The following is a 26,549-nucleotide window of genomic DNA, read 5'->3' as shown; positions in this document are numbered from 1 at the left end:
TGTTATCTGTGAACAGTAATCATCTGCTTTTTATTGTCTTTACCCGTCTGCATTTGGAAGATAGAAATAAATGCCGACTATGGAGTTTATTTCCTACATAAGGTTAAACAGAAGATGTGGTCGTGTAAAGGCAATAAGAATTCATCATAAGCAGGGAGGAATTTATGGCAAAAAATAAGGAAAAAGCAGGCGCAGGAAGAACGATTGTTATTTTACTTGTGGTTTTGCTGCTGCTTCTTACAGCAGGAGCCTATGGATATGGCGTGTACTACTTTTCCAGTCATTTTCTTCCAGGATCTATGGTAAATGGCTTTAATTGTTCCTATATGGCTTCAGAAGATACCGAGGACCTTCTGAACCAGCGTGTAGGCGCTTATGTTCTTGCTGTGGAGACCATGAAAAACGGTCAAGAAGCAATTTCTGCCCAGGATGTGGGGCTTTCCTATGTGTCTACCGGCATTGTGAAGCAGTTGATCAAAGACCAGGACCGCTTTACCTGGTTTCTTGCTTTTAACCAGGATAAGAATTATGATATTTCAGAATCCCTCAGCTATAACGTGGAGCTCATGGGGCAGGCTGTTGATAATCTGAAATGCATGCAGCCAGAGAATGTAGTCCAGCCTGTGGATGCCCAGATCCAGGATACCGGAGATACTTTTGAAATCATTCCGGAAGTAATGGGAAATGCTCTGGATCGCACTAAGACGGAGGAAGTGATTTCTGCAGCCATGCTCCGGGGAAAAACTTCTGTAAATCTGGAGAACGAGAGCTGCTACCGGAAGCCTTCGGTATACAGCACAGATGAACAGCTGAAAGCCAATTGTGAAAAAATGAACCAGCTTGTCAAGGTGATCATAACTTATGACTTTGCTGATCGTACTGAGACTGTGGACCGTACCTTGATCAAGAACTGGTTCGGTTATGATGAGGATGGCAATGTGATACTGGATGAAAATCTGGTGCGGCAGTATGTGGCAGACCTTGGGCTGAAATATGATACTATGGGACAGACCAGGACATTTCTGACTTACGATAATCGCCAGGTGGAAATTAAAGGCGGCGATTACGGCTGGGTGATCGATCAGGACGAAGAAGTAAAAGCGCTGATCGCTGCTATCGAAAGCGGTGTTACCCAGGTTCGTGAGCCTGTTTATCTGTATTCAGGCTATAGTCGCGGAACCAATGATATTGGTTCCACCTACTTAGAGATAGATCTGACAAACCAGCGTCTTGTTTTTTACCAGAAGGGAACTCCGATCGTGGACACACCTATTGTAAGCGGAAATCCGGATATTGAAGGCTGTGGCACTCCTACAGGCTGTTATGCACTGGATGCCAAGGAATCTCCGGCTGTGCTTACAGGAGAGGATTATGAGGCAAATGTGACCTATTGGATGCCTTTTGCAGGAAATGTGGGAATTCACGACGCTTCCTGGCGGTCTGAGTTTGGAGGAAATCTTTATCTGTGGGAAGGCTCCCATGGATGTGTAAATGTTCCATATGACAAGGCGGCCGAGATTTATGCAAATATTGAGGTTGGCATGCCGGTGGTTGTGTATGATTAACTATTCAGTAGAGAATATTCCGCGAGGTGTTTTGGGAAAACTAGAGTCTGTTTGAAAAATCATTTCCGCAATCTGCACGCCCCACGGAAATTCAGCGCGAAATCATGCGAATGCATGATTCCTGTGCATGGCAAAGCGTGTAACTGTGAAGGAACTGAACAGTTACGTTTACGAACAAAAAAGGAGATATAAGATTATGAAGATAGTAGTTTTGGCTGGAGGAACCAGTACGGAGAGAGAGATTTCCATTGTATCCGGTACCGGAATCTGCGGTGCACTGCGCCAGAAAGGTCATGAGGCAATACTTGTAGATATTTTCTGTGGAGTTGAGAATGTAGACTGGGAGAATCCTTTCCCGGCTGAATATGATGTGGAAAAAGCAGCAGAGTATATGAGCAGCTTCAATCCGCAGATCAAGGAGATGGAGAAAAAACGCAGAAGCTTTTTCGGACCAAATGTTCTGGAACTTTGTGAAAAATGTGACATTGTGTTCCTTGGACTTCACGGCGCAAATGGTGAGGATGGAAAGGTGCAGGCTACCTTTGACCTGCTGGGAATCCGTTACACAGGAACCGGTTATCTCAGCAGTGCCATGGCTATGGATAAGCGTATCACCAAGGAAGTTTTCCTGATGAACCATGTTCCTACCCCAGGCGGATTTACCATGACAAGAGACAATCTGGAGAAAGACATTGCTAAGCATGGACTGGAATTCCCGGTAGTTGTAAAAACAAGCTGCGGCGGTTCCAGCGTAGGTGTTTATATTGTAAATGATCAGAAAGAATACGAAGAGGCTCTTACAGATGCATGCCAGTATGGCGCGGACATTGTTGTGGAGGAGTATATCAAAGGCCGTGAATTTTCTGTTGCAGTTGTGGATGACAAGGCGTATCCGATCATCGAGATTGCTCCGATCCAGGGATTCTATGACTACAAGAACAAATATCAGGCTGGCTCTACTGTAGAGACCTGCCCGGCTGAGATTTCTCCGGAGCTCACAGCAAAAATGCAGGAGAATGCAGTGAAGGCAGCGAAAGCACTGGGACTTACTGGCTACAGCCGTCTGGATTTCATGATGAAAGAGAACGGAGATATGTACTGTCTGGAAGCAAATACCCTTCCGGGAATGACTCCTACCAGTCTGATTCCTCAGGAGGCGAAGGTACTGGGAATGGATTATCCGACGCTTTGCGAGGAACTGATCCGGATTTCTTTAAAGAAGTACGAATAATATACCGAATGTTTATATTAAATATAAAAAGGATTAAATAAAATGAAAAATCTTACCCTGGAAAACCTGACCAAGGTCTGCGGCGGTGTTTATTCCGGACCGTCTGACAAGCTGGAGCAGGAGGTTTCCTCTATTACAACAGACAGCCGGAAAGCAGAAGCCGGAACCTTATTTGTTCCCATCGTAGGCGAACGTGTAGATGCCCATAAATTTATTCCCCAGGTGATGGAGGCAGGTGCGCTTGCTACCTTATCTGAGAGAATCCTGGAGAATGCTGATTTCCCATATATCAAGGTAGAATCTTCCCTTCAGGCTGTAAAGGACATTGCAGAATTTTACCTGCAGCAGCTTCAGATTCCGGTTGTTGGAATTACCGGAAGTGTGGGAAAAACAAGTACAAAAGAGGTAATTGCCTCTGTCCTGAAAGAGAAATACCGTACCCTGAAAACACAGGGAAACTTTAACAATGAGTTAGGTCTTCCACTCACCGTATTCCGCCTTCGTGACGAGGATGAGATCGCAGTTCTGGAAATGGGAATCAGCGATTTTGGTGAGATGACCCGACTTGCGAAGATTGCAAGACCCGATACCTGTGTGATCACGAATATTGGCACCTGCCATCTGGAGAACCTGGGTGATAGAGACGGTGTGTTGAAAGCGAAAACCGAAATTTTTAAATATCTGAAAAAAGATGGACATATTGTATTAAACGGTGACGATGATAAGCTTTGCACTGTGAAAGAATATGAAGGAATTAAGCCTGTATTCTTCGGTATGGAGTCAGATAAGGATATTTATGCGGATGAGATCGTGAGCAGAGGGTTGAAAGGCATGACCTGCCGCATTCACGTAGGGGAGGAGTCTTTTACAACGGACATCCCAATGCCTGGCCGTCATATGGTATACAATGCCCTGGCAGCAACTGCAGTTGGTCGTATTTACGGACTGACGCTGGAGCAGATCCGTCATGGAATTGAGACCCTGGAAGCCATCAGCGGCAGATTCCACATGATCGAGACAGACCGTTTCCTTATCGTAGACGATTGTTATAATGCCAACCCAATGTCCATGAAAGCATCACTGGATGTGCTGAAAGATGGTGCTGGCAGAAGAGTGGCAATCTTAGGCGACATGGGAGAGCTTGGAGAGAATGAAGTTCAGCTTCACGCAGAGGTAGGCGAGCATGCAGCCCAGTGTGGAATTGACGTTTGCATCTGCACTGGCCCTCTTTCCGCAAACATTGCGAAGATGGCGAGAAAGAACCCGGAGCTTATCGTTATAGAAGAACCGGACCGTGACAGCCTTTTGTCCCATCTGTCTGATTATGTGCAGACCGGTGATACCATTTTGGTAAAGGCGTCTCACTTTATGCAATTTGAGAAAGTGGTAGCTGCATTGCAGGAAATGTAGGGAAGATAATGTATTGCCCTTTAAGCAGACTCTGTAGATATAATCAGAATCTGTTTAAGGGGCATTTACATTTATTTCCGCGATATATTTGACTTATAGCGCGAAAAATCAATGCTATTCCGCAATATATCATACTTATTCCGCAATAAATCAAAAACTAATTGATATATTGCGGAAAGTCTTTATATAAGTGATCATAAAATAGGAAAATATGCAGAGAAACCACAGGATAAGCGGGATTCACCGAGAATTTGACGAACGATTTATGTTTCATACAGAACAGGACAGCGGTATAATGTTCGTAAAAGGTTACTGTTTATTGGCAATGTTCCGCCAGGTATTTTTTGAAATCAGGTTCATACAAAAAAAGAGAACTGCGGTGCAAAGATATTGAACAGTTTCCCAATTTGAAAGAAAGCATGGGAGGACATTATGCTGGAGAAAATTATGGATCTGCAGATATTGCTCTACAGTATGGCGGCCCTTGGGACCCTTGGAGCAATTGGAATGCTGACGACAAACCTCACCTACAGAAGAATGCTGAAAAGTACCGGAAGCAAAAACACAGGCACGAAAAACACCCAAGGAGCAGGCAGCAGTCAGCGGATCAGCCTGAAGGAAAAATGGCTGAGACTTTGGAAAACACGGGACAGGCTTCTTCACAGAATGAATCGGCTGGTGTGGTATCCGGCACTTTTGTCCACTGTGATTCTTGGCTGTGCCATCTATTTTTCCAAGACGTTAAGGATAGAAGAGGGACTTCCTCTGACTTATCTGTATGTGGGCGCCACTGTACCGGTGGTGTTATTGCTCTTACGTCAGGCGTTGGATTTTTCTTACAAAGAAGAGCTGGTGATGGATACGTTGGCAGATTATGTGGAGCAGATGAGAAGCTGGACAGAAGAGATTCCAGCCGCGAAAAAAGCGGACCCTGTTTTACAGGAAGAAATCGTGGATAAGATTACCAGTAGCATCAAGCAGACAGCTGCTTCCGGAAGTCATTTCAGTAAGATGCTGACTCCTGAGGAAGAGAAGATTATGAGGGAAATTATCCGGGAATTTATGGCTTGACAATTACAGAATGGTAGATGAGGGCGCAAGCACTATCAGCCTTGCGCTCTTGTATTTTGGGGATTATTGTTTTCCCCATTTACAGCAACACGCTGCGCAAACTTAATTCTCGGGGGTTCTGTGAACTTTGTTCACAAAAAACACCTCGCAGAACATCACCAGTGAATAATAACAGGATAGTAACACTTATTGTACATTTTATAGTTTGGGATTGCATTTTCCCGGAGAAAACGGTATTTTATAAAACAGATGAGGAAACGCACGACTATATAAGTGAGCACAGAAGAAAGCGAGGAGCACATTATGAAAATTGTAATTCTGGAAGCAGACAGCCTGGGACAGGATATGGTATTTACTCCATTTGAGGCACTGGGCGAAGTAGTAATATATCGAAGTACAACAGCAGATGAAATGGAAGAAAAGACAAAAGACGCAGATGTGATCGTGGCCAACAAGGTTCCAATCTGCGAGTCTACCATTGGAAAAGCACAGAACCTAAAGCTGGTCTGCCTGACCGCAACAGGCTTTAACAACCTGGATGGAGACTATCTGAAAAAGAGGGGAATTGCAGCTTACAATGTTGCCGGATACTCTACAAACGGAGTGGCACAGCATACCTTCGCTCTTCTTTTCTATATTCTGGAAAAACTGAATTATTACGACAATTACGTAAAATCCGGAGAATATGCAAGAGGAACCTGTTTCTCCCATTTCGGACAGAATTTCTTCGAGCTGGATGGAAAAACCTGGGGAATTATCGGTCTTGGCGCAATTGGAAACAGGGTGGCGCAGATTGCCAAGGCATTTGGCTGCCATATTATCTGCTATTCCGCTTCCGGGAAGAAATACAATACAGAATATGAACAGGTAAGCCTGGATGAGCTTCTTTCCCGCTCTGATATTCTTTCCGTCCATGCACCGCTGAACGGGTACACGGAGAATCTGATGACACTGGAAAAATTCCGCAAGATGAAGAAATCCGCTATTTTCCTGAATCTTGCGCGAGGCGCCATTGTAAATGAGCCAGATTTGTATACAGCTCTTACCGAAGGCTCCATTGCAGGTGCAGGCCTTGATGTTCTTTGCAAAGAGCCAATGGATCCGGAGAATCCGCTTCTTAAGATCCAGGACAGCAATAAACTGATCATTACTCCGCATATTGCATGGGCTGCGAAAGAGACCAGATTCCGCGTAGTGGATGAAGTGGTGAAAAACATTCAGCGGTTCCAACGTGACGACAGGACAAACAGGGTATATTAAAGTTTCGGGCCAGGGATAGATTAGAGTGTGTTGTGGACATGCTCTAATCTATTATTGAAGATAAGAAACAGTTTCGTTATAATTAAAGAAAAAGTGTTTGAGAATGTCTGATACAGAAGGGAGACTACATGGCAAAGAAATACTATGCAGTAAGAACAGGCAGAAAAACAGGTGTATTTATGACCTGGGCAGAGTGTCAGAAACAGGTCACGGGATTTTCGGGAGCAGAATTTAAGAGCTTTCCCACTATGGAAGAGGCACAGGCATTTGCCGGTGTGAATGCAGAGGGCATCCCGGATACACTTCCCAGGGCAGAAAAACCTGCGTCAGACCAGGTGATTGCCTACGTAGATGGCAGTTACCGCTCTGACACCGGCGAATTTTCCTACGGAATGGTCATCCTGAAGGATGGAGAAGAGCACACATTCTGCGAAAAAATGACAGACAAAGAGCTGGCACTGATGCATAATGTAGCAGGAGAAATCAAAGGCTCCGAAGCGGCAATGCAGTATGCTGTGGATCATAATATTCCGGAAATCACCATTTACCATGATTATGAAGGCATTGCCAAATGGTGCACCGGTGCCTGGAAAGCTACCAAACCCGGAACAATTGCGTATCAGGCCTTTTACCGGGAAGCCGTGAAGAAAGTAAAAGTCCATTTTGTAAAAGTAAAAGGACACTCCAACGACAAATACAACGATATGGCTGACCAGCTTGCCAAAAAAGCTCTCGGAATCCTGTAGCGGATCCGGGAGCTTTTGTAATCTGTGCGCCGCATATATTTTGTCTGAACTTAGTTACTGCAGCCAGTACAGCGAATATTAACCATTTATGAAATCTTATATTTCAAAACCGGGTAAAGTCCATAAGAACCATAGGTTGCACCGTAATACTTGCTGTAACTCTTTGCCTCTGCGAAAAGCGGGTCATAAACATACCCGTTGATCTCGCACCATGCGTGGGCATTGTTGTTGCTCTGCACAGCATCGGCACATACATAAACATTCTTGTATCCGATTGCCTTGGCGAGGTAAGCAAATGCGCCAGCGTCAGAAACGCAGTCCCCGTTGTGATGGAGAAAATGGTCATTTGCAAAAGTAGCCGGCCAGTCCTTGCCGCCCTGGTCAAAATCACGCCAGATATTATAATAGCCCTTGATCACCCAGTTGAAGCATGTCTGAAGCTTCTGGGATTTGGACATGCTGGAATTGGTGATCTCTGCTGCAATCTGCTTGGAGCGGAGGTTGGCAATCTGAACCTGAGTCATTCTCTTTCCGCTGGCAGTATAGTAGGTAGAACCCTTTTTTCTGCCGATTACATGACTTTTATTGTCGATGTAGTAAGTAAATCCCCTGTAACCTTTATTAACAGTAGTATTTTTTAATAGGGTTCCCTTGGCACTGAAATAGAAATAATTCTTGCCAATCTTCTGGAAACCGGTGAGGCGTTTTCCTTTTCGATAGTATCTTCTGATTCCGGATTTGGTCTTCACCCAGCCTTTTTTCTGTGGCTTTTTGGGCGTCGGAGAAGGGGTGGCAATAACAGTTTCCGTTACCTGAGAAGGTGCAGCTTCAGCTGCGTTTGCAGTTACCGGAGTAAGGGCAAGTACTGCGCTGGTGAGAACCAGCATAAACATTTTTGTCTTTTTCATCATTCTCCTCCATCTTCCTCTATTACCTGTATTTCTAGGTAATCAAAGTCAATCTGTTCAATAAAATTATCCTGATAAAAACGTGTTTTACTGTGCTTCTTAAAATCCCGCACCGTAGTATCCAGCCAGATCGGATTTCCCAGATCCAGCTCATAACAGATCTGCTCCAGACAGTGAAAAACCTTGTGCGTTCTGGTCTCCTGGCGGTCATCACAGATCACGGTATCCTTCAGCATATGGTTATCTTTCCAGATTCGTCCCCAAAGGCGAAACATCTTAGAACACCTCCCATTATTTCAGTGTTGGTAGATTCTACCTTATCACTGATTTGAAAAAGTTGCAACAGAAATGTGGAGCAAAATTACAGACCATTTTTTGCAAAAAAAGCTTTTTAGCACGCTAAAGTGTTTTTGCTTGACCCTTTCGGAGAAATCTACTATAATTAACGATAATGTTGCTGCTGTTCACAAAAAATACCTCTCAGAATGTTGCTGGTGAACAGCTGCATAATATTTGTTACTTATAAATCTCTCAAGATGAGGAGGAGCTTTATTATGAAATTATATGATACTGGCGTGTATCTGCAGAATGGAAAGGAAATCATTCCGGCAGCTGAAGCCCAGCTTCCTGTTTCCAGAGAAGATGCAGCAAGAAATACCATTGCCTATTCTATTTTAAAAGCCCATAATACTTCCGGTAATATGGACAAGCTTCAGATTAAATTTGATAAACTGACATCCCATGATATTACTTTTGTAGGAATTATCCAGACTGCACGTGCTTCCGGACTGGAGCGTTTTCCGGTACCGTATGTTCTGACAAACTGTCACAACTCCCTCTGTGCAGTTGGCGGTACTATTAATGAGGATGACCATATGTTTGGTCTTACCTGTGCGAAAAAATACGGCGGTGTCTATGTTCCGCCACATCAGGCAGTTATCCATCAGTTTGCCCGCGAAATGCTTGCTGAGTGCGGCAAGATGATCCTTGGCTCAGACAGCCATACCCGTTATGGCGCTCTTGGAACTATGGCTATGGGAGAGGGGGGACCGGAGCTTGTGAAGCAGCTTCTTTCCCAGACATATGATATCAATATGCCAGGAGTTGTTGCTATTTATCTGAAAGGAAGTCCCCGTCCGGGCGTAGGACCGCAGGACGTTGCTCTTGCTATCATTGGTAAAGTATTTGCAAATGGTTATGTGAAGAATAAAGTAATGGAGTTTGTAGGTCCTGGCGTAGCTAATTTAAGTGCTGATTTCCGTATTGGAATCGATGTTATGACTACTGAGACTACCTGCCTTTCCTCCATCTGGCAGACAGATGAGAAGATTCAGGAGTTTTACGAGATCCATGGAAGAGCCAAGAGCTATAAAGAGCTGAAACCGGGAGATGTGGCTTACTATGACGGCTGTGTGGAGATTGACCTTGGCGAGATCAAGCCAATGATCGCTATGCCGTTCCATCCAAGCAATACTTATACAATTGATGAACTGAATGCAAATCTGGATGACATCCTTGCCGATGTTGAGAAAAAAGCTCTGGTAAGTCTGGACGGCAAGGTTCCTTATACTCTCCGTAATAAGGTTGTAGACGGAAAGCTTTATGTTGACCAGGGAATCATTGCAGGATGTGCAGGCGGTGGATTTGAGAATATCTGTGCTGCAGCGGATATTCTCCGCGGAACCAGCATCGGTGCAGATGCCTTTACTTTAAGCGTATATCCGGCAAGTACTCCGATTTATATGGAGCTGGCTAAGAATGGAGTTCTGGCAGATCTTCTTGAGACAGGTGCTGTTGTGAAAACTGCATTCTGCGGTCCATGCTTCGGTGCTGGAGATACTCCGGCAAACAATGCTTTCAGTATCCGCCATACCACCAGAAACTTCCCGAACCGTGAAGGCTCCAAGATCCAGAATGGTCAGATTTCTTCTGTTGCACTTATGGATGCCCGTTCTATCGCTGCTACAGCTGCAAACAAGGGATTCCTTACCTCTGCTGAGAATTTCACAGGAGAGTACAGAGGACAGAAATATTTCTTTGATAAAACGATTTACGATAACCGTGTATTTGACAGCAAGGGCGTGGCTGATCCGTCTGTTGAGATCCAGTTTGGACCGAACATCAAAGACTGGCCGAAGATGCCGGCACTTGCAGAGAATCTGGTTCTGAAGGTTGTTTCCGAAATTCACGATCCGGTAACTACTACCGACGAGCTGATCCCGTCCGGTGAGACTTCCTCCTACCGTTCCAATCCTCTTGGACTGGCTGAGTTTACTCTTTCCAGAAAGGATCCGGCTTATGTTGGACGGGCAAAAGAGGTTCAGAAAGCAGAGCATGCCATTGAGAACGGCGAATGTCCGCTGGATGCACTGCCAGAGCTGAAGCCGGTTATGGAAGCGGTGAACAAAGAGTATCCGGAAGCTGGCAAAGGCAATCTTGGCGTTGGAAGTACTATTTTCGCAGTGAAGCCCGGAGATGGTTCTGCCCGTGAGCAGGCTGCTTCCTGTCAGAAAGTACTTGGCGGGTGGGCAAACATTGCCAACGAATACGCTACCAAACGTTACCGTTCCAACCTGATTAACTGGGGAATGCTTCCATTCCTGATCCCGGCCGGTGATCTTCCGTTTGTAAACGGTGATTACCTGTTCTTCCCGGAAATCCGCAAGGCTGTGGAAGAGAAAGCCGACTGCATTACCGGCTATGTGGTAAAAGAGAGCGGACTGGTTCCATTTACTGTAACACTTGGAGAGCTGACAGATGATGAGCGGGAAATCATCCTGAAAGGCTGTCTGATCAATTACAATAGAAAATAAAATGTTATGAGGCAGGTCATTCTTTTTGAGAGCGACCTGCCTTTTTATCAGAATTCCCTGTTACATAAAAAGTTCTACATGGTATGATCACACTGCAACGAAAAGGCAAATATCGCTCAATGTGTTTCTACATAGGCTAGAACGTGTTTAAAAAAGCATTTCCGCAATCTGCACGTCCCACTTTGCGGTATATTTTTCCCGAATTCGGTTGTCGTAGCCCGCTATGATACCCTCAACCGGACAAAATCTCCCACAAATCATGACGTATATCTTGCAGAAAGCCTTTTTTAAACACCTATTTAGACTTTTGCAAAAAGGAGCCTTTCTTGTTATATAAACAAATATTCTGAATAATTACAATAATTAGTAAAAAACACAGAAATACAACGTGAAGCACCAAAATAAAACAGAAATAAAACAAAAAATACACGAAAAAGTATTGACAAATAAGACGGGAGATGGTAATATAAGCTCATCAAAAGAAAAGAAAAACAACTTCATAAAGAAAGGAGCTTAGTGATTCCAATGGGAACATAAAATCTTTCTAATCAATATAAGAGAGACAGGAATCGCATTTCCTGCAAGAAGACCTGATACGAGAACCGTGTAAATAGAAAATAAAGTATCACTTGATTCAGCTGATACTTATAAACGTATCCAAGGTAAATAGAAGCGATTACTTATATTGAATAACTGTCCACCACTAATACAAAGATCTGGAACTTGTGTAAAGAAACATTTCTCCAGAGGATATAACCCCTTATCACAGATAAGCAGGATATCTTGAGATTCCTATTGAACCTTTAGAATATGAATCGAAACTTTGCATTAGAAGAATATCATAATTGATATTCCAGTCAGAAATAGATCAGGAACTTCCGCTCAAACTTTTTTGTATAATACATATAAGAGAGCATATGAACCAGTAAGTGGTTTTGGATTTAACCGAATTAAGTTTGAAATTGTTTATGATAATGATTCAGAGCCTGAGAAGTATATCCGATATTTCTGCAGAAGAAATTATAAAACGTGAATTATAATTTCAATCTATCAAACTTCTAAATAAACCGAATGATAAACATCATATCGTTTATGAGCAGGAAATAAGATAAGATATTTTAAATAAAAACTTAAAACTGAATATAGAACAACTGAATAAAGACCACGTAAATATTAAATTGTAAATCAATTTGAAAAACGAGGAAAAGACCATTGAATACTGAAGAATTTTAGGACGGTCATCATTTGAAATATAAGTAAAATGATGACCGTCCTTTTCCATGCTGTGAGAGACAAAAAAGCGGGATGATGTATTGGATACGAAGTGAACAGGAACCGATATGCAGCATAAAGCATACCGGAATAGAAAGTGTGAGCTTGTAAATCAGGCTTTAATCCGCTATAATGAGCAGAGAAAATTGGAAACTATGAGGGAAGCAGACGATGTTTAGTGGGAAAATAGAGGACTACATTCTTTTCGAAGATAAAGAAATTATAGTTTGCCGTAAGCCAGCGGGAATTGCGGTACAGAATGCAAGAATCGGTGCCATGGATCTGGAGAGCAGCCTGAAAAATTATCTGGCAATGCAAGACGGTGGTGGGAGAAGGATTCCATATCTGGCAGTAATCCACAGGCTGGATCAGCCGGTAGAAGGTATTCTTGTATTTGGGAAGACACCTGAGGCTGCGAAATCGTTAAGTGCACAGATTACAGCTGGAAAGATGGAAAAAATTTATCTGGCAGTAACATATGGAAAGCAGGCCGAGGCTGGGAAAAAAGAAAAAGTTCTGGAGGATTATCTGAAAAAAGATGGAAAATCCAATACTTCTTCCGTGGTAAATGCGCACACTCCCGGTGCGAAGAAAGCCAGACTTTCCTATGAGGTTCTCGGTGAAGCTGTGGATGCAATTTCCGGAAAGAAAAAATGGCTGCTTCGAATTCATCTGGATACAGGCCGTCATCACCAGATCCGGGTTCAGATGGCTCATGCAGGAATGCCTTTGGCTGGTGACCGGAAATATGGTGCCGGAACGAATGTGACCATCGGGGCAGGCAGCCTGGCTCTGTGCGCTGCAAGCCTCACCTTTTTCCATCCGATAACCGGAAAGGTGATGAAATTCGTGACAAATCCGGAAGGGGCGGAATTTAAGGGGATTTCTATCCCGCAAATGTGAAAAAAACATAAAAACTATAGACGTGGAACCGAAATTGTGTATAATGTAAAAGCAAGATTAAACAAAGATGAAGACTGCGAAAAATAGTTATAAAAAGTTTCTATGAAAAACTTTAAACATTCAGATGAGGAGTGAATAAAATGAAAAAAGTAGCAGTGATACCTGCTGTTGTTCTGGCTGCATTATGCACCTTCACAGGCTGTAAGAAAGAAGAAGTGGAGAAAGTGATCGCGCCACTGGTTTCTGACGGGCAGACTACGGAATCCACAGAAGAAGCCCAGGAAGAAAAGGATCCTCTTATTCCTGAAATTGATACATCTGTAGAACTCCAGGCAGGATCCCGGGTGGCAGTTGTAAGCAAGAGTACAAGCGGAGAGTTCTGGGGACTGGTTAAGAAAGGAATGGAGCAGGCAATTGCCGATGTAAACGAGGCATATGGCTTCAAGAAAGAAGATCAGGTGACCATGACCTTTGAAGGCGCCAGCGATGAGAAAGATGTGGAGAGCCAGGTAAATACCATAGATGCGGTAATTGCAGAGAATCCGGATGTACTTTGTGTTTCTGCCAGCGATATGGATTCCCTTCAGGCGCAGCTGGAAGCTGCCAAGGAGAATGGAATCCCGGTTGTGGCATTTGACTCTGGTGTTACAGACAGCAAGATGGTCCGTGCATTTCGTGGTACGGATAATACCAGGGTGGGCGAAATCGCTGCGTATAGATTAGCCACAGCCATCGGAAAAATGGGTAAGGTTGCAGTCTTTTCTGCGCAGGAAAAGACGCAGAGCATTCAGGAACGTGTAAGCGGTTTTACCAATTATATCACCAATTATCCGGATATTGAAGTTGTGGAGATTGTTTATCAGGATCAGGTAGATGATATGACAGCTGCCATGCAGGAGGTTCTTGACAAATATCCGCAGCTGGACGGTGTTTTCTGCGATAATGCAGATATTGCCGATCTGTATCTGGACATGAAAAGGGATGAGACAAAGGATTCCATTGTGATGGTTGGTGTGGATGCCACAGCGAAACAACAGGAGGCTATCCGGAATGGTAAAGAGGTCGGTGTGGTTTCCCAGCAGCCTTACGCGATGGGATATCAGACCATCTGGACAGCACTTTTGACTACAGCACCAAAGAAGAGTGTGGAAATCAAGCGGAATGTGCGTATCGACCCGGCATGGATTGATTCCTCAAACATTGATGATCCTACATACAGTTCTTATTTGTATGCAAATTGAAATAGCTTTCATAAGAGGCACGTCATAATTTTCAGGAATGATTTCACAAACACGCTCTACGAATTTGGGCAAAATATGTCGCAAAGCGGGGCGTGCAGATTGCGAGAATGATTTTATAAATACGCTCTAAAATAAGATAGTGCGGTTCATAAGAAACTATGAAAGAGAAACTGCTTTGTACAGCATGAATTTACCAGGAATGGGAATGCTGATACAAGGCAGTTTTTTGTATATCAAAGGATATTGCAGTCAGAGCCTGTTTCAAACACATTCTAGTACATCGAAAATTAAGTTTCTGCTATATTGACACAGGATGATTTCTTCATATGCAAGGCGGAGGAAGGAGGCGTAGCGGTGGCTACGGCGACCGACGACAACGCAGCAGATGAAAAATCAGACAAGTCAATATGGCGGTTACTTAATATTCAATGTACTAGACAATACTACCTGCCGTGTCTGAATTTTAGTCAATGTTTAACGATTGTATAACGACAAAATAACAAGAATTTGTTAGCATGTAATTACTTTTTGAAGTGTGAAAAAATTGACGATATGCAATAAAATGGAAGTCAATTTTTAAATAATGTGCACAATAGAAGTTGCTATCCATACTGAATTGTGTTAAAATCTGTCTATAAAATGAGACTTGAGACAGGAGGCTTTTATGAAAAAATGGGGAGATATTATCAAGAATATGACTTTGCTTAGTCAATTTAGCTTATCCTTTATCACTCCTCTGCTTCTGTGCCTGCTGATCTGCTGGTGGATGAGTACCAGCCTGGGAATAGGAGAATGGATTTTTATTCCTGGCTTTTTTTTCGGACTGGGAGGCTCCTTTACAGTAGCCTATAAGCTTTACCTGTCCGTAACCGGACATCAGAAGAAAGAGAAAAAGAAGAATAAAGTTTCATTTAACAGACATCATTAGAGTGTGTTTGAGGAATCATTCCTGCAAAGTGTGACGTACATTTTGCAGAAAACCTTTTTCAAACACGTTTCAGAAGGGAGATTTGTATGAGCAAAATGTTTGCAGATGTGCAGCCGGCAGTGAGGAAAGAGACGAAGAAGGTGGCGATTGGTACATTTGTATGCGTAGTCCTGATGTGGGCTGTATTTGGAATCGGACATCTGGCAGTGCCGGAGCAGATTCCGTTTGATTATACAGTGCTTCTCGCCGGATTTATTGGCGGGATGGTGGCAGTACTGAACTTTTTCCTTATGGGACTGACCGTTCAGAAGATAGTTTCCATGGAGGACGATAAACAGGCTGCAGCGAAGATGAAGGCCAGCTATAGTCAGAGAATGATGCTTCAGCTTATCTGGGGCGTTCTGGCGATTGCGGTTCCCTGTTTTCAGTTTGTAGCCGGAATCTTACCATTGCTTTTTCCAAACATTGTGATCAAGACAGTTGGAATCATTGGGGGGAGGAAGGCCGCATAATGATATATACAATTTTATGTAACTATTCAGCAGGTACTGCTCCGCGAAGTGTGTGACAGATGTGGTACGGAACAGTTACAAATTTATAATGACAGGAGGTGAGAGTACATGGATATCGAAATAACCGGTGGCAGGATATTCTATACGTTTCCGTTCGAGATTCCCATCCTGGGGAAATTCCAGATCACGGAGACTCTGGTTGTAAGCTGGCTGGTTATGCTGTTGATCACAGGACTTTGTATCTGGCTGACACATGATCTGAAAGTGGAGAAAATATCCAGGAGACAGGCTGTGGCTGAACTTCTGGTGGAGACAGCAAATAAGTTCGTCATCGGAAATATGGGTGAGAAATTCAGCTATATGATTCCTTTTGTGGCGGCGCTTTTTGCCACCAGTGTGGTATCCAACCTGATCAGCCTTGTAGGACTGCGAAGCCCTACAGCAGATCTTTCCACAGAAGCTGCATGGGCAGTTGTTGTATTTACCATGATCACGGCACAGAAGATCAAGACAAATGGTTTCGGTGGATATATGAAGGGATTTACAACTCCGATCCCTATTATGACACCATTTAATATTCTTTCTGAGATCGCCACACCGATCAGTATGGCGTGCCGTCATTTTGGAAATATTCTTTCCGGTGTAGTTATCAATGGTTTGATCTATGCAGCGCTGGCGCTGGCAAGCTCCAAACTGTTTGGATTGATTCCGGGTATTGTGGGAGATGTTTTGTCGAAGATCCCATTCCTGGACGTTGGTATTCCGGCAATTATGTCAGTTTATTTTGACTGGTTTTCCGGAATCATGCAGGCATTTATTTTCTGTATGCTGACTGTTATGTATATAGCAAATGCAGCAGAAGAATAGCGTAAAGAAGGCGGATGTTCACGAAGTGGGCAGAAAATCGGAAAATGCAGAAAATATTTTGCAGTTTCCGGATGAATTGAATTTTTAGCAAGAGAAATCATAAATAACAGGAGGATTTGATTATGGATTTTACAGTATTGGCAAAAGGTATCGCACTGGCTGGTTGTGCAATTGGTGCTGGTCTTGCACTGATCGCAGGTATCGGACCTGGTATTGGAGAAGGTAACGCAGTTGCAAAAGCTCTGGAAGCAATCGGACGTCAGCCAGAGTGTAAAGGTGATGTAACCTCTACCATGCTTCTTGGTTGTGCGATCGCAGAGACTACAGGTATTTACGGTTTCGTAACCGGTCTGCTTCTGATCTTTGTTGCACCTGGTACCTTCATGAAGTTCCTTGGATAATTAAGGACAAGTATCACAGGCGTTACCATTCACAGACCGCTGTTATGGAAGCTCCATAGAGACGGCACCAAAGCAGCTGGTTTCTATACTGGTAAGATACTGGAACGGTATGAATGGTAGCAGTTACAACAGGAGGTTAGAACATGCAGGTACAGGAACTTGTAGGAATTGTGCCGTGGACGTTTATCGCACAGATCTGCAATCTTTTTCTTCAAATGTATCTGATAAAAAGATTTTTGTTTAAGCCTGTCAATGAAATGCTTCAGAAGAGAAGAGCAATGGCAGATGCCGAAATCCAGGATGCTACAAAGGCGAAGGAAGAAGCTCTTGCCATGAAGACAGAGTATGAACAGAATATGCAGCAGGCCAAAGCAAAGGCCAGCGATATTGTCACAGAGGCACAGAGGACAGCTTCCCTCCAGAGTGAGGAGATCCTGAAAAGTGCAGCCCAGGAAGCCCGTGCTATGAAAGAGAAGGCTGAGAGCGACATTGCACAGGAGAAACGAAAAGCTGTCAATGAGGTGAAGAATGAGATCGGCGGCATGGCAATGGAGATTGCCGGCAAGGTGATCGAGCGTGAGATCAAAGAAGAGGATCACGCGAAACTGATCGACGAGTTTATTTCGAATGTAGGTGAGGCATCATGACGCAGATTGCCAGATTATATGGCAGCAGCATGTATGATCTTGCTGCTGAAGAACAGCTTACCGACACTGTGCTGGAGCAGATGCAGACAATCCGGCAGCTTTTCCGGGAGAATCCCGATTATGTGAAATTGTTGTCAGAGCCTTCAATCCCGAAGGAAGAGAGGACAAAATTTCTTGATACTGCATTTGGAACAGAAGCAGAACGGTATCTGGTGAATTTTCTGAAACTGCTGTGTGAGCGCGGAATCCTGGGAGAGTATTCCGGATGCTGTGAGGAATTTACACGGCGGTACAATGTGGACCATAACATTGCCACTGCAGTGGTGACCAGCGCGGTTGCACTGACAGATGAGCAGATGGCAGCGCTTAAGGACAAGCTGGAGAAGATAAGCGGTAAGACCGTTACCCTGACCCAGAAGACAGATCCTACAGTGCTTGCAGGTCTTAAAGTGGAACTGGAGGGCAGACAGCTGGACGGTACAGTAAAGAGCCGTCTGGATGATCTTTCCAGGAAATTAAACGAGCTTATAGTATAAGGATGGATAGAGAAAATGCAGCTTAAACCTGAAGAAATTTCAAAAGTCATCCGCAGTCAGATCAAATACTACGATAACGCTATCAAACAGAATGAGACCGGTACGGTTCTTATGGTTGGTGATGGTATTGCAAGAGCCAGCGGTCTTATCAACTGTATGGCAGGAGAGCTTCTTGAGTTTGAGGACGGAAGCTTCGGAATGGCGCAGAACCTGGAAGAAAACAGTGTTTCTATCGTTTTATTTGGTGATGATTCCGGTATTGGCGAAGGACAGACCGTAAAGCGCACCGGAAAGGTGGTATCCGTTCCGGTTGGTGAGGCTATGATCGGGCGAGTTGTAAATGCCCTTGGACAGCCTATTGACGGTGCAGGACCTGTAGTGACAAGTGAATACAGGGCGATTGAGAGCCCGGCACCAGGTATCTGCGAGAGACAGGGCGTTAACCAGCCTCTGCAGACCGGTATTAAGGCAATTGACTCCATGGTTCCCATTGGAAGAGGTCAGCGTGAGCTGATCATCGGTGACCGTCAGACTGGTAAGACCACTCTGGCAGCAGATACTATTATCAATCAGAAGGGGAAGGACGTGATCTGTATCTATGTTGCAATTGGTCAGAAGCGTTCCACCGTATCTTCCCTGGTTGAGACTCTTACAAGAAATGGCGCTATGGATTATACCATCGTTGTAGCGGCTACTGCTTCAGAAGCCAGCCCGCTGCAGTACATTGCACCGTATTCCGGATGTGCAATGGGTGAATATTTTATGTATAAGGGAAAAGATGTGCTTATCATTTACGATGATTTAAGTAAGCATGCAGTTGCCTACCGTGCACTTTCCCTGCTGATCCGTCGTCCACCGGGACGTGAGGCATATCCTGGAGATGTTTTTTATCTCCATTCCAGACTTCTGGAGCGTGCCGCAAGACTGGACGAGGCACACGGCGGTGGTTCCCTGACTGCTCTTCCTATTATCGAGACACAGGCAGGAGACGTTTCCGCGTATATTCCGACGAATGTTATTTCCATCACAGACGGACAGATCTTCCTGGAGACAGAGCTGTTCCATTCCGGTGTTATGCCGGCTGTAAACCCTGGTATTTCCGTATCACGAGTTGGTGGAAATGCACAGATCAAGGCAATGAAGAAGGTTGCCGGTACTTTGAAGCTGATTTATTCCCAGTATCGAGAGCTGCAGAGCTTTGCACAGTTCGGTTCAGATCTGGATGCTGATACAAAAGCCAGACTGGAGCAGGGAGCCCGTATTGTGGAGGTTCTGAAGCAGAACCAGAATGCGCCGGTTCCAGTTGAGAAGCAGGTAGCTATCCTTTATGCAGTAACCAAGGGAATCCTTTCCAGGGTTGCTACAGAGGATGTAAGAACCTATGAAGCTGGTCTTTATACCTGGATTGACAGTGATGCACAGGGTGCTGCTGCAATGCAGGAAATCCGTTCCACAGGTGCATTATCTGCGGAGACAGAAGAGAAGCTGAAGGGCGCATTGGAACAGTATACTGAGAATTTTGTAAATACAAGACCTGAGAAATAAATTGTGACAAGGAGGACTTTTTATGGCTGCAAACATGAAAGCGGTAAAGCTGCGGATAAAAAGTGTGCAGAGCACCATGCAGATTACCAAGGCAATGGAACTTGTAGCATCCTCCAAACTGCGTAAAGCAAAAGAAAGGGCGGAAGTCTGCCGGCCTTATTTTGAGACTATGCATCAGACTCTGGTGGATATTGCACAGGGGAATACAGATTTTTCTTCTGTATATGCCAGAGAATCCGGGAATGAGAAGTGCTGCTATGTACTGATCGCCGGAGACCGTGGTCTGGCTGGCGGATATAACACCAACTTGTTTAAATGTCTGGAAGCAGCCTCTGTGAATCAGGATTTCCTGGTTCTTCCCATTGGGAAAAAGGCTGTGGAGTATTCGAAGCGAAATGGATTTGCCTGTGTTACAGAAAGCTTTGGCGAAATTGCCGATGTTTCTGTTGCAGACTGCTTTGAGATGGCGAATCTGCTCTGCGGGGAATTTAAGAAGGGAGAATTTGGACACATTGATCTTTGTTATACAAAGTTTGTTTCCATGCTTTCCCAGCAGCCATCAGCGATTCCGGTGCTGCCTCTGAAGGACCTGACAGATAAACAGGATACAAAGAGCATCCGGAATCTGATTCTGTATGAGCCGGATGCGTCGGAAGTATTTGATGCCATTGTTCCGGAGTATCTGGCCGGTTTGATCTATGGCGCGGTTTGTGAGAGTGTTGCCAGTGAGCTGGCTGCAAGACGTACCGCCATGGAGGCTGCGACCAACAATGCCGAGGAAATGATCGAGAAGCTGAATCTGCATTACAACCGGGCACGTCAGGCAAGCATCACGCAGGAGATCACAGAGATTGTTGGAGGTGCGGAGGGAGTATAGGATAGGTGCAAAATATATTGCTGCCATGAAAGAGACAGTACTTACAATATTAGTTGATATTTTGCGTTTATAGAATATTCATCCGCGTGCTGGCTGGACAAAAAATAAGATATAGTGAAAAATATAACGAAATATCACTATATGGATTTTTCGGATGGTCAGTCACAGAAATAATGATGATTATGAAGGATTTTACCCTTCAATCTATAAGGAGATTGCTAAATGAGCGAAAAACACATTGGCGAGGTGGTGCAGGTAATCGGCCCGGTACTGGATATCCGGTTCGGGCATGACGAGCTGCCGGCACTTCTCAATGCCATCGAAATTGATCATGAAGGCACAAAGCTCACAGCAGAGGTTGCTCAGCAGATCGGGGATAATACGGTACGCTGTATCGCCATGAATTCCACCGATGGTCTGGTAAGAGGAACCAAGGCTGTAGATACTGGTGAACCCATCAAGGTTCCGGTTGGAGAGGAGTGCCTGGGAAGAGTATTTAATCTTCTTGGTGATCCGGTAGATAATCTTCCGGCACCAGAGACGAAAGAGCACTGGGCAATCCACCGTCCGGCACCATCCTATGAGGAGCAGATGCCGGCAACTGAGATCCTGGAGACCGGTATCAAGGTTGTTGACCTGATTTGCCCTTATGCAAAAGGTGGTAAGATCGGTCTGTTCGGAGGTGCTGGTGTTGGCAAAACAGTTCTTATTATGGAGCTGATCCACAATGTTGCCACAGCACACGGCGGACTTTCCGTATTTACAGGTGTTGGAGAGCGTACCCGTGAGGGTAATGACCTTTACAATGAAATGAAGGAAAGCGGCGTTATCGACAAGACTGCACTAGTTTATGGTCAGATGAACGAGCCGCCGGGAGCACGTATGCGAGTTGGTCTTTCCGGACTGACTATGGCAGAGTATTTCCGTGATGTGAAGAATCAGGACGTGCTTCTTTTCATTGATAATATTTTCCGTTTTACACAGGCTGGCTCAGAGGTTTCCGCACTTCTTGGACGTATGCCTTCCGCTGTAGGTTATCAGCCAACTCTGGCTACTGAGATGGGTGCCCTTCAGGAGCGTATCACTTCTACCAGAAAGGGTTCCATCACATCTGTACAGGCTGTTTATGTACCTGCCGATGACCTTACAGACCCGGCTCCGGCTACTACATTTACCCATCTGGATGCGACCACCGTACTTTCCCGTGAGATCGCCAGCCAGGGTATTTATCCGGCAGTGGATCCGCTTGATTCCACCAGCCGTATCCTTTCCCCGGAGGTAGTTGGACAGGAGCATTATGAGATTGCACGTGCAGTACAGAGAGTTCTGCAGCGTTATAAAGAACTGCAGGATATTATTGCAATTATGGGTATGGATGAGCTTTCAGAAGAGGATAAGCTGACAGTAAGCCGCGCGCGTAAGGTGCAGCGATTCCTGTCACAGAGCTTCTCTGTAGCAGAGCAGTTTACAGGTATGCCGGGACAGTACGTTCCGCTGAAAGAGACTCTCCGTGGATTTAAGATGATCCTGGATGGCGAGTGCGACAGTATTCCAGAGAGCTGCTTCCTGTTTGCCGGAACTATTGACGATGTATTTGAGAAAGCAAAAAATAACCAGAATCAGTAAAGGAGGCTGCCTATGAGGACATTTCCCCTTAGAATCGGTACCCCCGACGGCCTGCTTTTTGAGGGAGAGGTGCAGCGCATTGTGTGCCGCAGCATTACCGGTGACCTGGCAATCCTGGCAGGACACTGCAACTTCTGTACCGCTCTTGGAATGGGCGAGGCCCATGTGATACTGGAGAATGGCACCAGCCGCAGTGCAGCCTGCATCGGCGGCATGCTCACCGTAATGGATGGCAATTGCAGTCTTCTTGCAACCACCTGGGAATGGCAGGAGGACATCGACGCCGACCGCGCTGGAAAAGCCAAAGAGCGTGCCCAGGAAAAGCTGGCCCAGGGTGGACTTTCCGATAAGGAATACAAGATCGTAGAAGCCAAGCTGCAGAGGGCGCTGGTGAGACTTAGTGTGAAAAGTTAAGGAATAATGAAAGAGGACAGTTTTGCCTGGAAAATGGTGTTTAAGGTGAGACTGTTCTTTTTATGTATAAAAGTTTGCGGACACCAATACATTGGTCTCTGTTACTGCGAAAAAAATCGTAAATTATCACCAATGATTTATTTTCGACTTTAAAACGTCAAATTTCCATCACATAAAAGCGTTGACATAAAAGTGTGGGCGCGTTACAATAAGATATCAGGAAAAATATGAAAAAGGGCTGGATATAACCGGTCCTTTTTATTACTTTCCAACAAAAACAAAGCCTGGAAGGTGCAGCTGCCAGGCACTATAAAATGAAAAAGAAAACAAGGGGGACGATTTGAAAGAACGAGAAACCTTTGGATCACGGCTGGGATTTATCCTGGTCTCTGCAGGATGCGCCATTGGACTTGGAAACGTGTGGAAGTTTCCGTATATGGCGGGAAAATATGGTGGAGCGGCATTTATTCTGATTTACCTGATATTTCTGGTTTTGTTGGGATTGCCAGTACTGGTATGTGAATTCGCAGTAGGACGTGCAAGCCGTAAAAGCACGGCAAGGGCATTTCACGACCTGGAACCGGAGGGCGCCAACTTCCATAATTTCAGCTACATGAGCATGGTTTCCAACTATGTGCTGATGATGTTCTACACCATGGTTGCAGGATGGATGCTTTACTACTGTTATGCAATGGCAGCCGGCAAACTGGACGGGAAAGATTCTGCACAGGTGGCAGACTATTTTACAGGACTTCAGGATTCAGCTGGTACAATGACTTTATGGATGATCATTGTAGTTGTTTTATCCTTCGGAGTGTGCTCTTTGGGAGTGCAGCGTGGCCTGGAGAAAATCACAAAAGTAATGATGATATGTCTTCTTGCACTGATCGTAGTGCTTGCAGTTCATTCTCTTACGCTTGACGGAGCGATGGAGGGAGTGAAATTTTACCTGGTGCCGGATTTTGCCGCTATGGCCGAGATCGGAATCGGAAATGTGACTTTTGAGGCACTGTCGCAGGCATTTTTTACATTAAGTATTGGTGCAGGCTCTATGACGATTTTCGGAAGCTATCTTGGAAAGGATAGATCCCTTCTGGGAGAATCTCTGCATATTACTTATGTCCTTTGCCTCCCTGTCTACTGTAATTGCGGTCTTTGAAAATATTATATCCTATTCAATGGACAGAAAAGGCTGGAGCCGTGGAAAAGCTGTTATAGTCAACATGGTGGCAATGATCCTTCTTTCTCTGCCGGCAGTATTTGGCTTCAACATTTTGTCAGGAATACAGCCGCTTGGAGCAGGAACGAACATCATGGATCTGGAAGATTTCATTGTATCCAATAATATTCTTCCACTGGGTTCTGTAGTATTTGTAATGTTCTGCGTGTCCAAATATGGCTGGGGCTGGAAGCGCTTTATTAAAGAGGCGGATACCGGAGAAGGGCTGAAATTCCCTGCAAACGTAGAGAAATACATGCTGTATGTGATTCCGGCGATTGTAGTTGTGATTTATCTGAAAGGATATTATGATATGTTCAGCCCGAAGGGACCGGTTGTGCTGACCGTGTGGATGATTGTGAGTCTGCTGGTGCTGGGACTTGTAGGATGGATTATATTTGGGAAAAATAAGACGAAATAATAGAGAAATCTTAATAAGAAATAAGCAAAAGAGGAGTGACATAAAATGATAGCAGAAAAAATGAAACCATATGTAAAAAACAATTCTGCAATCCGTATGATGTTCGAGGAAGGCAATCGCCTTCGCGCGATTTACGGACCGGAAAATGTATTTGATTTCAGCCTTGGAAATCCAAGTGTTCCCGCACCGGATTGTGTTCGTCAGGCCATTATTGATCTGGTAAATGAGGAAGAGCCGACAGTTCTCCATGGCTATATGAGCAATGCAGGATTCGAGGATGTTCGCCAGACAATTGCAGAGTCCCTGAACCGTCGATTTGGCACTTCTTTTGCAGCAAAAAATCTGATCATGACAGTTGGTGCAGCCAGCGGATTGAACGTAGCATTTAAGACAATCCTGAATCCTGAAGAAGAGGTGATCGTTTTTGCACCTTATTTTCTGGAGTATGGTGCATATGTACGCAATTATGACGGCAATCTTGTGGAAATCTCACCGGATACTACCACATTCCAGCCGAATCTGAAGGAATTTGAGGAGAAAATCACACCGAAGACCCGTGCTGTCATTGTGAATACTCCTCACAATCCGACTGGAGTTGTTTATTCAGAAGAAACAATCAGGAAACTTGCGTCAATTCTGGAAGCGAAGCAGAAAGAATTTGGCACAGTGATTTACCTGATTTCTGATGAGCCATATAGAGAACTGGCCTATGACGGCGTACAGGTACCCTATCTGACAAAATATTATGCAAATACAATCGTAGGCTATTCCTACAGCAAATCCCTTTCTCTTCCAGGTGAGCGTATCGGTTATCTGGTTATTCCAGACGAGGCAGACGGAAGCGAGGAACTGATCGCAGCAGCAGCCATTGCTAATCGTACTATCGGCTGCGTAAATGCTCCATCCCTGATCCAGAAAGTAATCGCGAAATGCGTAGATGCAGAGGTAGATGTGGCAGCTTACGACAAGAACCGCCTTGCTCTTTACAATGGACTGAAAGAACTGGGATTTGAATGTATCAAGCCACAGGGAGCGTTCTATTTATTTGTAAAATCTCCAGTTGCAGATGAAAAAGCCTTCTGCGAAGCTGGCAAAAAATACAATATCCTTATGGTGCCGGGAAGCTCCTTTGCCTGCCCTGGATATGTAAGACTGGCTTATTGTGTATCGTATGACACGATTATGAACTCTTTGCCCCAGTTTGGAAAATTAGCAGAAGAATTTGGGCTGAAAGCATGATTTCTGTGTACCGCGAAGCGTGTGGCAGTGAAGGTACTGAACAGTTACAATATGATATATAAAGTACGGTTAAAGATATGCTGTTAAAGCTTAAAGCCTGTTTGAAAAATCAGTAAATGGGAGGAAGTTATGTCCAGTTTATATATCGTAATTCCGGCATATAATGAATCGGAGAATATTGAGAAAACCATTGACCAGTGGTACCCAGTAGTGGAACGTCATAACGACGAGGGAAATTCCAGACTGGTGATTATTAACGATGGAAGTAAAGACAACACCTACGAACTTCTGCAGAAATGTGCCGCTACAAGACCCCTTCTTGTCCCACTGGATAAACCAAACGGCGGTCACGGTCCTACAGTACTTTATGGATATCGCTACGCCATCCGGCAGAAAGCCGATTATATTTTCCAGACTGATTCCGACGGTCAGACCAATCCAGACGAATTCGAGCCATTTTGGAACCAGAGGGGCCGGTATGATGCAATAATCGGCAGCCGCGCTGTACGTGGCGACGGAAAATCCAGAAAATTCGTAGAGAATGTTGTATGCTTTCTGCTGAGAATGATCTTCGGTGTAAAAGTTTCCGACGCCAATGCGCCGTACCGCCTGATGAAATCCAGCCTGGTAGCCAAATATATCGACAAACTCCCAGAAGATTTCAATATTCCAAACATTATGTTTACTACATACTTTGTCCACTACAAAGAAAAAGTACAATTCATAGACATCACCTTCAAACCCAGACAGGGCGGAACTAATTCCATCAATGTGAAGAAAATTGTGAAAATTGGCTGGAAGGCTGTGAAGGACTTCTATAAACTAAAGAAAGAGCTTTAGAGCTTGCTATATACAAAAAGAGCAGATAAATCTTACTCAACCTAAGATCTATCTGCT

General features: G+C 44.6%; 25 protein-coding genes and 2 pseudogenes. 24 read left to right on the top strand and 3 right to left on the bottom strand.

What is annotated here, in order from left to right; all coding sequences use genetic code 11:
• The first annotated feature begins 164 nt into the window (after window positions 1-164).
• From ABHC48_RS09200 to ABHC48_RS09175, 6 genes are all read left to right on the top strand, one after another.
• Entirely contained in the window at window positions 165-1,565 is a 1,401-nt protein-coding gene (locus tag ABHC48_RS09200; protein WP_195699590.1) for a L,D-transpeptidase family protein, read from the top strand.
• A 196-nt stretch (window positions 1,566-1,761) separates the two neighbouring features.
• Window positions 1,762-2,796: a D-alanine--D-alanine ligase gene (locus tag ABHC48_RS09195; RefSeq protein ID WP_173716847.1), complete on the top strand. Its 1,035-nt coding sequence runs from the start codon at window positions 1,762-1,764 to the stop codon at window positions 2,794-2,796.
• Between the two features lie 42 nt (window positions 2,797-2,838).
• On the top strand, window positions 2,839-4,206 hold the full coding sequence (gene murF, locus ABHC48_RS09190) for a UDP-N-acetylmuramoyl-tripeptide--D-alanyl-D-alanine ligase (RefSeq protein ID WP_187565141.1): 1,368 nt from the start codon (window positions 2,839-2,841) through the stop codon (window positions 4,204-4,206).
• A 432-nt stretch (window positions 4,207-4,638) separates the two neighbouring features.
• Window positions 4,639-5,277, top strand: a complete 639-nt coding sequence (locus tag ABHC48_RS09185; RefSeq protein ID WP_173716849.1) for a hypothetical protein — start codon at window positions 4,639-4,641, stop codon at window positions 5,275-5,277.
• Between the two features lie 303 nt (window positions 5,278-5,580).
• Window positions 5,581-6,537: a D-2-hydroxyacid dehydrogenase gene (locus tag ABHC48_RS09180; RefSeq protein WP_195699589.1), complete on the top strand. Its 957-nt coding sequence runs from the start codon at window positions 5,581-5,583 to the stop codon at window positions 6,535-6,537.
• Window positions 6,538-6,665: 128 nt separating this feature from the next.
• Window positions 6,666-7,283 (top strand): ribonuclease H family protein, encoded by a 618-nt coding sequence (locus ABHC48_RS09175; protein WP_195699588.1) that lies wholly within the window; start codon window positions 6,666-6,668, stop codon window positions 7,281-7,283.
• Between the two features lie 86 nt (window positions 7,284-7,369).
• Here ABHC48_RS09175 and ABHC48_RS09170 read toward each other — a convergent pair whose 3' ends face one another.
• Both ABHC48_RS09170 and ABHC48_RS09165 read right to left on the bottom strand, forming a co-directional pair.
• Window positions 7,370-8,194: a transglutaminase-like domain-containing protein gene (locus ABHC48_RS09170; RefSeq protein WP_195409034.1), complete on the bottom strand. Its 825-nt coding sequence runs from the start codon at window positions 8,192-8,194 to the stop codon at window positions 7,370-7,372.
• Window positions 8,191-8,466: a hypothetical protein gene (locus ABHC48_RS09165; RefSeq protein WP_118582107.1), complete on the bottom strand. Its 276-nt coding sequence runs from the start codon at window positions 8,464-8,466 to the stop codon at window positions 8,191-8,193. Before ABHC48_RS09165 ends, ABHC48_RS09170 begins: the two co-directional genes overlap by 4 nt.
• 279 nt (window positions 8,467-8,745) lie before the next feature.
• Here ABHC48_RS09165 and ABHC48_RS09160 point away from each other — a divergent pair, with 279 nt between their 5' ends.
• Window positions 8,746-11,004 (top strand): hydratase, encoded by a 2,259-nt coding sequence (locus ABHC48_RS09160; protein WP_195699587.1) that lies wholly within the window; start codon window positions 8,746-8,748, stop codon window positions 11,002-11,004.
• Between the two features lie 168 nt (window positions 11,005-11,172).
• Window positions 11,173-11,232: pseudogene (locus tag ABHC48_RS09155) on the top strand (DUF6783 domain-containing protein); the annotation flags it as partial.
• Here the strand turns inward: ABHC48_RS09155 and ABHC48_RS09150 are convergent.
• Window positions 11,215-11,265: pseudogene (locus ABHC48_RS09150) on the bottom strand (hypothetical protein); the annotation flags it as partial. The pseudogenes ABHC48_RS09155 and ABHC48_RS09150 overlap by 18 nt on opposite strands.
• Before the next feature lie 1,182 nt (window positions 11,266-12,447).
• Between ABHC48_RS09150 and ABHC48_RS09145 the strand changes: the two are divergent.
• The 16 genes from ABHC48_RS09145 to ABHC48_RS09070 all read left to right on the top strand — a co-directional run bounded on the left by ABHC48_RS09145 (window position 12,448) and on the right by ABHC48_RS09070 (window position 26,492).
• Window positions 12,448-13,179: an RluA family pseudouridine synthase gene (locus ABHC48_RS09145; protein ID WP_118582110.1), complete on the top strand. Its 732-nt coding sequence runs from the start codon at window positions 12,448-12,450 to the stop codon at window positions 13,177-13,179.
• 140 nt (window positions 13,180-13,319) lie between these two features.
• On the top strand, window positions 13,320-14,420 hold the full coding sequence (locus ABHC48_RS09140; protein WP_195699586.1) for a substrate-binding domain-containing protein: 1,101 nt from the start codon (window positions 13,320-13,322) through the stop codon (window positions 14,418-14,420).
• 664 nt (window positions 14,421-15,084) lie between these two features.
• Entirely contained in the window at window positions 15,085-15,348 is a 264-nt protein-coding gene (locus tag ABHC48_RS09135; RefSeq protein WP_118582116.1) for an AtpZ/AtpI family protein, read from the top strand.
• Between the two features lie 86 nt (window positions 15,349-15,434).
• Window positions 15,435-15,860 (top strand): ATP synthase subunit I, encoded by a 426-nt coding sequence (locus ABHC48_RS09130; RefSeq protein WP_118582119.1) that lies wholly within the window; start codon window positions 15,435-15,437, stop codon window positions 15,858-15,860.
• A 108-nt stretch (window positions 15,861-15,968) separates the two neighbouring features.
• A complete protein-coding gene (locus ABHC48_RS09125) occupies window positions 15,969-16,727 on the top strand; it encodes a F0F1 ATP synthase subunit A (protein WP_118582122.1) in 759 nt (252 codons plus the stop codon).
• Between the two features lie 122 nt (window positions 16,728-16,849).
• Window positions 16,850-17,128 (top strand): ATP synthase F0 subunit C, encoded by a 279-nt coding sequence (gene atpE / locus ABHC48_RS09120; protein WP_179962564.1) that lies wholly within the window; start codon window positions 16,850-16,852, stop codon window positions 17,126-17,128.
• A gap of 143 nt (window positions 17,129-17,271) precedes the next feature.
• The gene (gene atpF / locus ABHC48_RS09115) at window positions 17,272-17,775 is read left to right on the top strand and encodes a F0F1 ATP synthase subunit B (RefSeq protein WP_118582125.1); all 504 of its coding nucleotides are present in this window, start codon (window positions 17,272-17,274) and stop codon (window positions 17,773-17,775) included.
• Window positions 17,772-18,311, top strand: a complete 540-nt coding sequence (gene atpH, locus ABHC48_RS09110) for an ATP synthase F1 subunit delta (protein ID WP_195699585.1) — start codon at window positions 17,772-17,774, stop codon at window positions 18,309-18,311. Before atpF ends, atpH begins: the two co-directional genes overlap by 4 nt.
• Window positions 18,312-18,326: 15 nt before the next feature.
• Window positions 18,327-19,856, top strand: a complete 1,530-nt coding sequence (atpA, locus tag ABHC48_RS09105) for a F0F1 ATP synthase subunit alpha (RefSeq protein ID WP_118582131.1) — start codon at window positions 18,327-18,329, stop codon at window positions 19,854-19,856.
• 22 nt (window positions 19,857-19,878) lie between these two features.
• Complete coding sequence (gene atpG, locus ABHC48_RS09100; protein WP_118582134.1) at window positions 19,879-20,733, top strand: ATP synthase F1 subunit gamma; 855 nt, start codon at window positions 19,879-19,881, stop codon at window positions 20,731-20,733.
• Between the two features lie 222 nt (window positions 20,734-20,955).
• Window positions 20,956-22,359: a F0F1 ATP synthase subunit beta gene (gene atpD / locus ABHC48_RS09095; protein WP_148461013.1), complete on the top strand. Its 1,404-nt coding sequence runs from the start codon at window positions 20,956-20,958 to the stop codon at window positions 22,357-22,359.
• A gap of 12 nt (window positions 22,360-22,371) precedes the next feature.
• Window positions 22,372-22,773 carry an ATP synthase F1 subunit epsilon gene (gene atpC, locus ABHC48_RS09090; RefSeq protein ID WP_148461014.1) on the top strand — a complete coding sequence of 134 codons (402 nt, stop codon included), beginning with the start codon at window positions 22,372-22,374 and terminating at the stop codon, window positions 22,771-22,773.
• Between the two features lie 340 nt (window positions 22,774-23,113).
• A complete protein-coding gene (locus tag ABHC48_RS09085; protein WP_334285709.1) occupies window positions 23,114-23,932 on the top strand; it encodes a sodium-dependent transporter in 819 nt (272 codons plus the stop codon).
• Entirely contained in the window at window positions 23,847-24,413 is a 567-nt protein-coding gene (locus ABHC48_RS09080; RefSeq protein ID WP_347505427.1) for a hypothetical protein, read from the top strand. The genes ABHC48_RS09085 and ABHC48_RS09080 overlap by 86 nt, the downstream gene beginning before the upstream one ends.
• 45 nt (window positions 24,414-24,458) lie before the next feature.
• Entirely contained in the window at window positions 24,459-25,652 is a 1,194-nt protein-coding gene (locus tag ABHC48_RS09075) for a pyridoxal phosphate-dependent aminotransferase (protein WP_195699584.1), read from the top strand.
• Window positions 25,653-25,781: 129 nt separating this feature from the next.
• Window positions 25,782-26,492, top strand: a complete 711-nt coding sequence (locus ABHC48_RS09070) for a glycosyltransferase family 2 protein (RefSeq protein ID WP_195590910.1) — start codon at window positions 25,782-25,784, stop codon at window positions 26,490-26,492.
• The last annotated feature ends 57 nt before the right edge of the window (window positions 26,493-26,549 follow it).

It is taken from the genome of Ruminococcus sp. 1001136sp1 (assembly GCF_039841815.1).
In the GTDB taxonomy this organism is placed as follows: domain Bacteria; phylum Bacillota; class Clostridia; order Lachnospirales; family Lachnospiraceae; genus Blautia_A; species Blautia_A faecis.
This window is presented reverse-complemented; position numbering and strand designations above follow the sequence as displayed.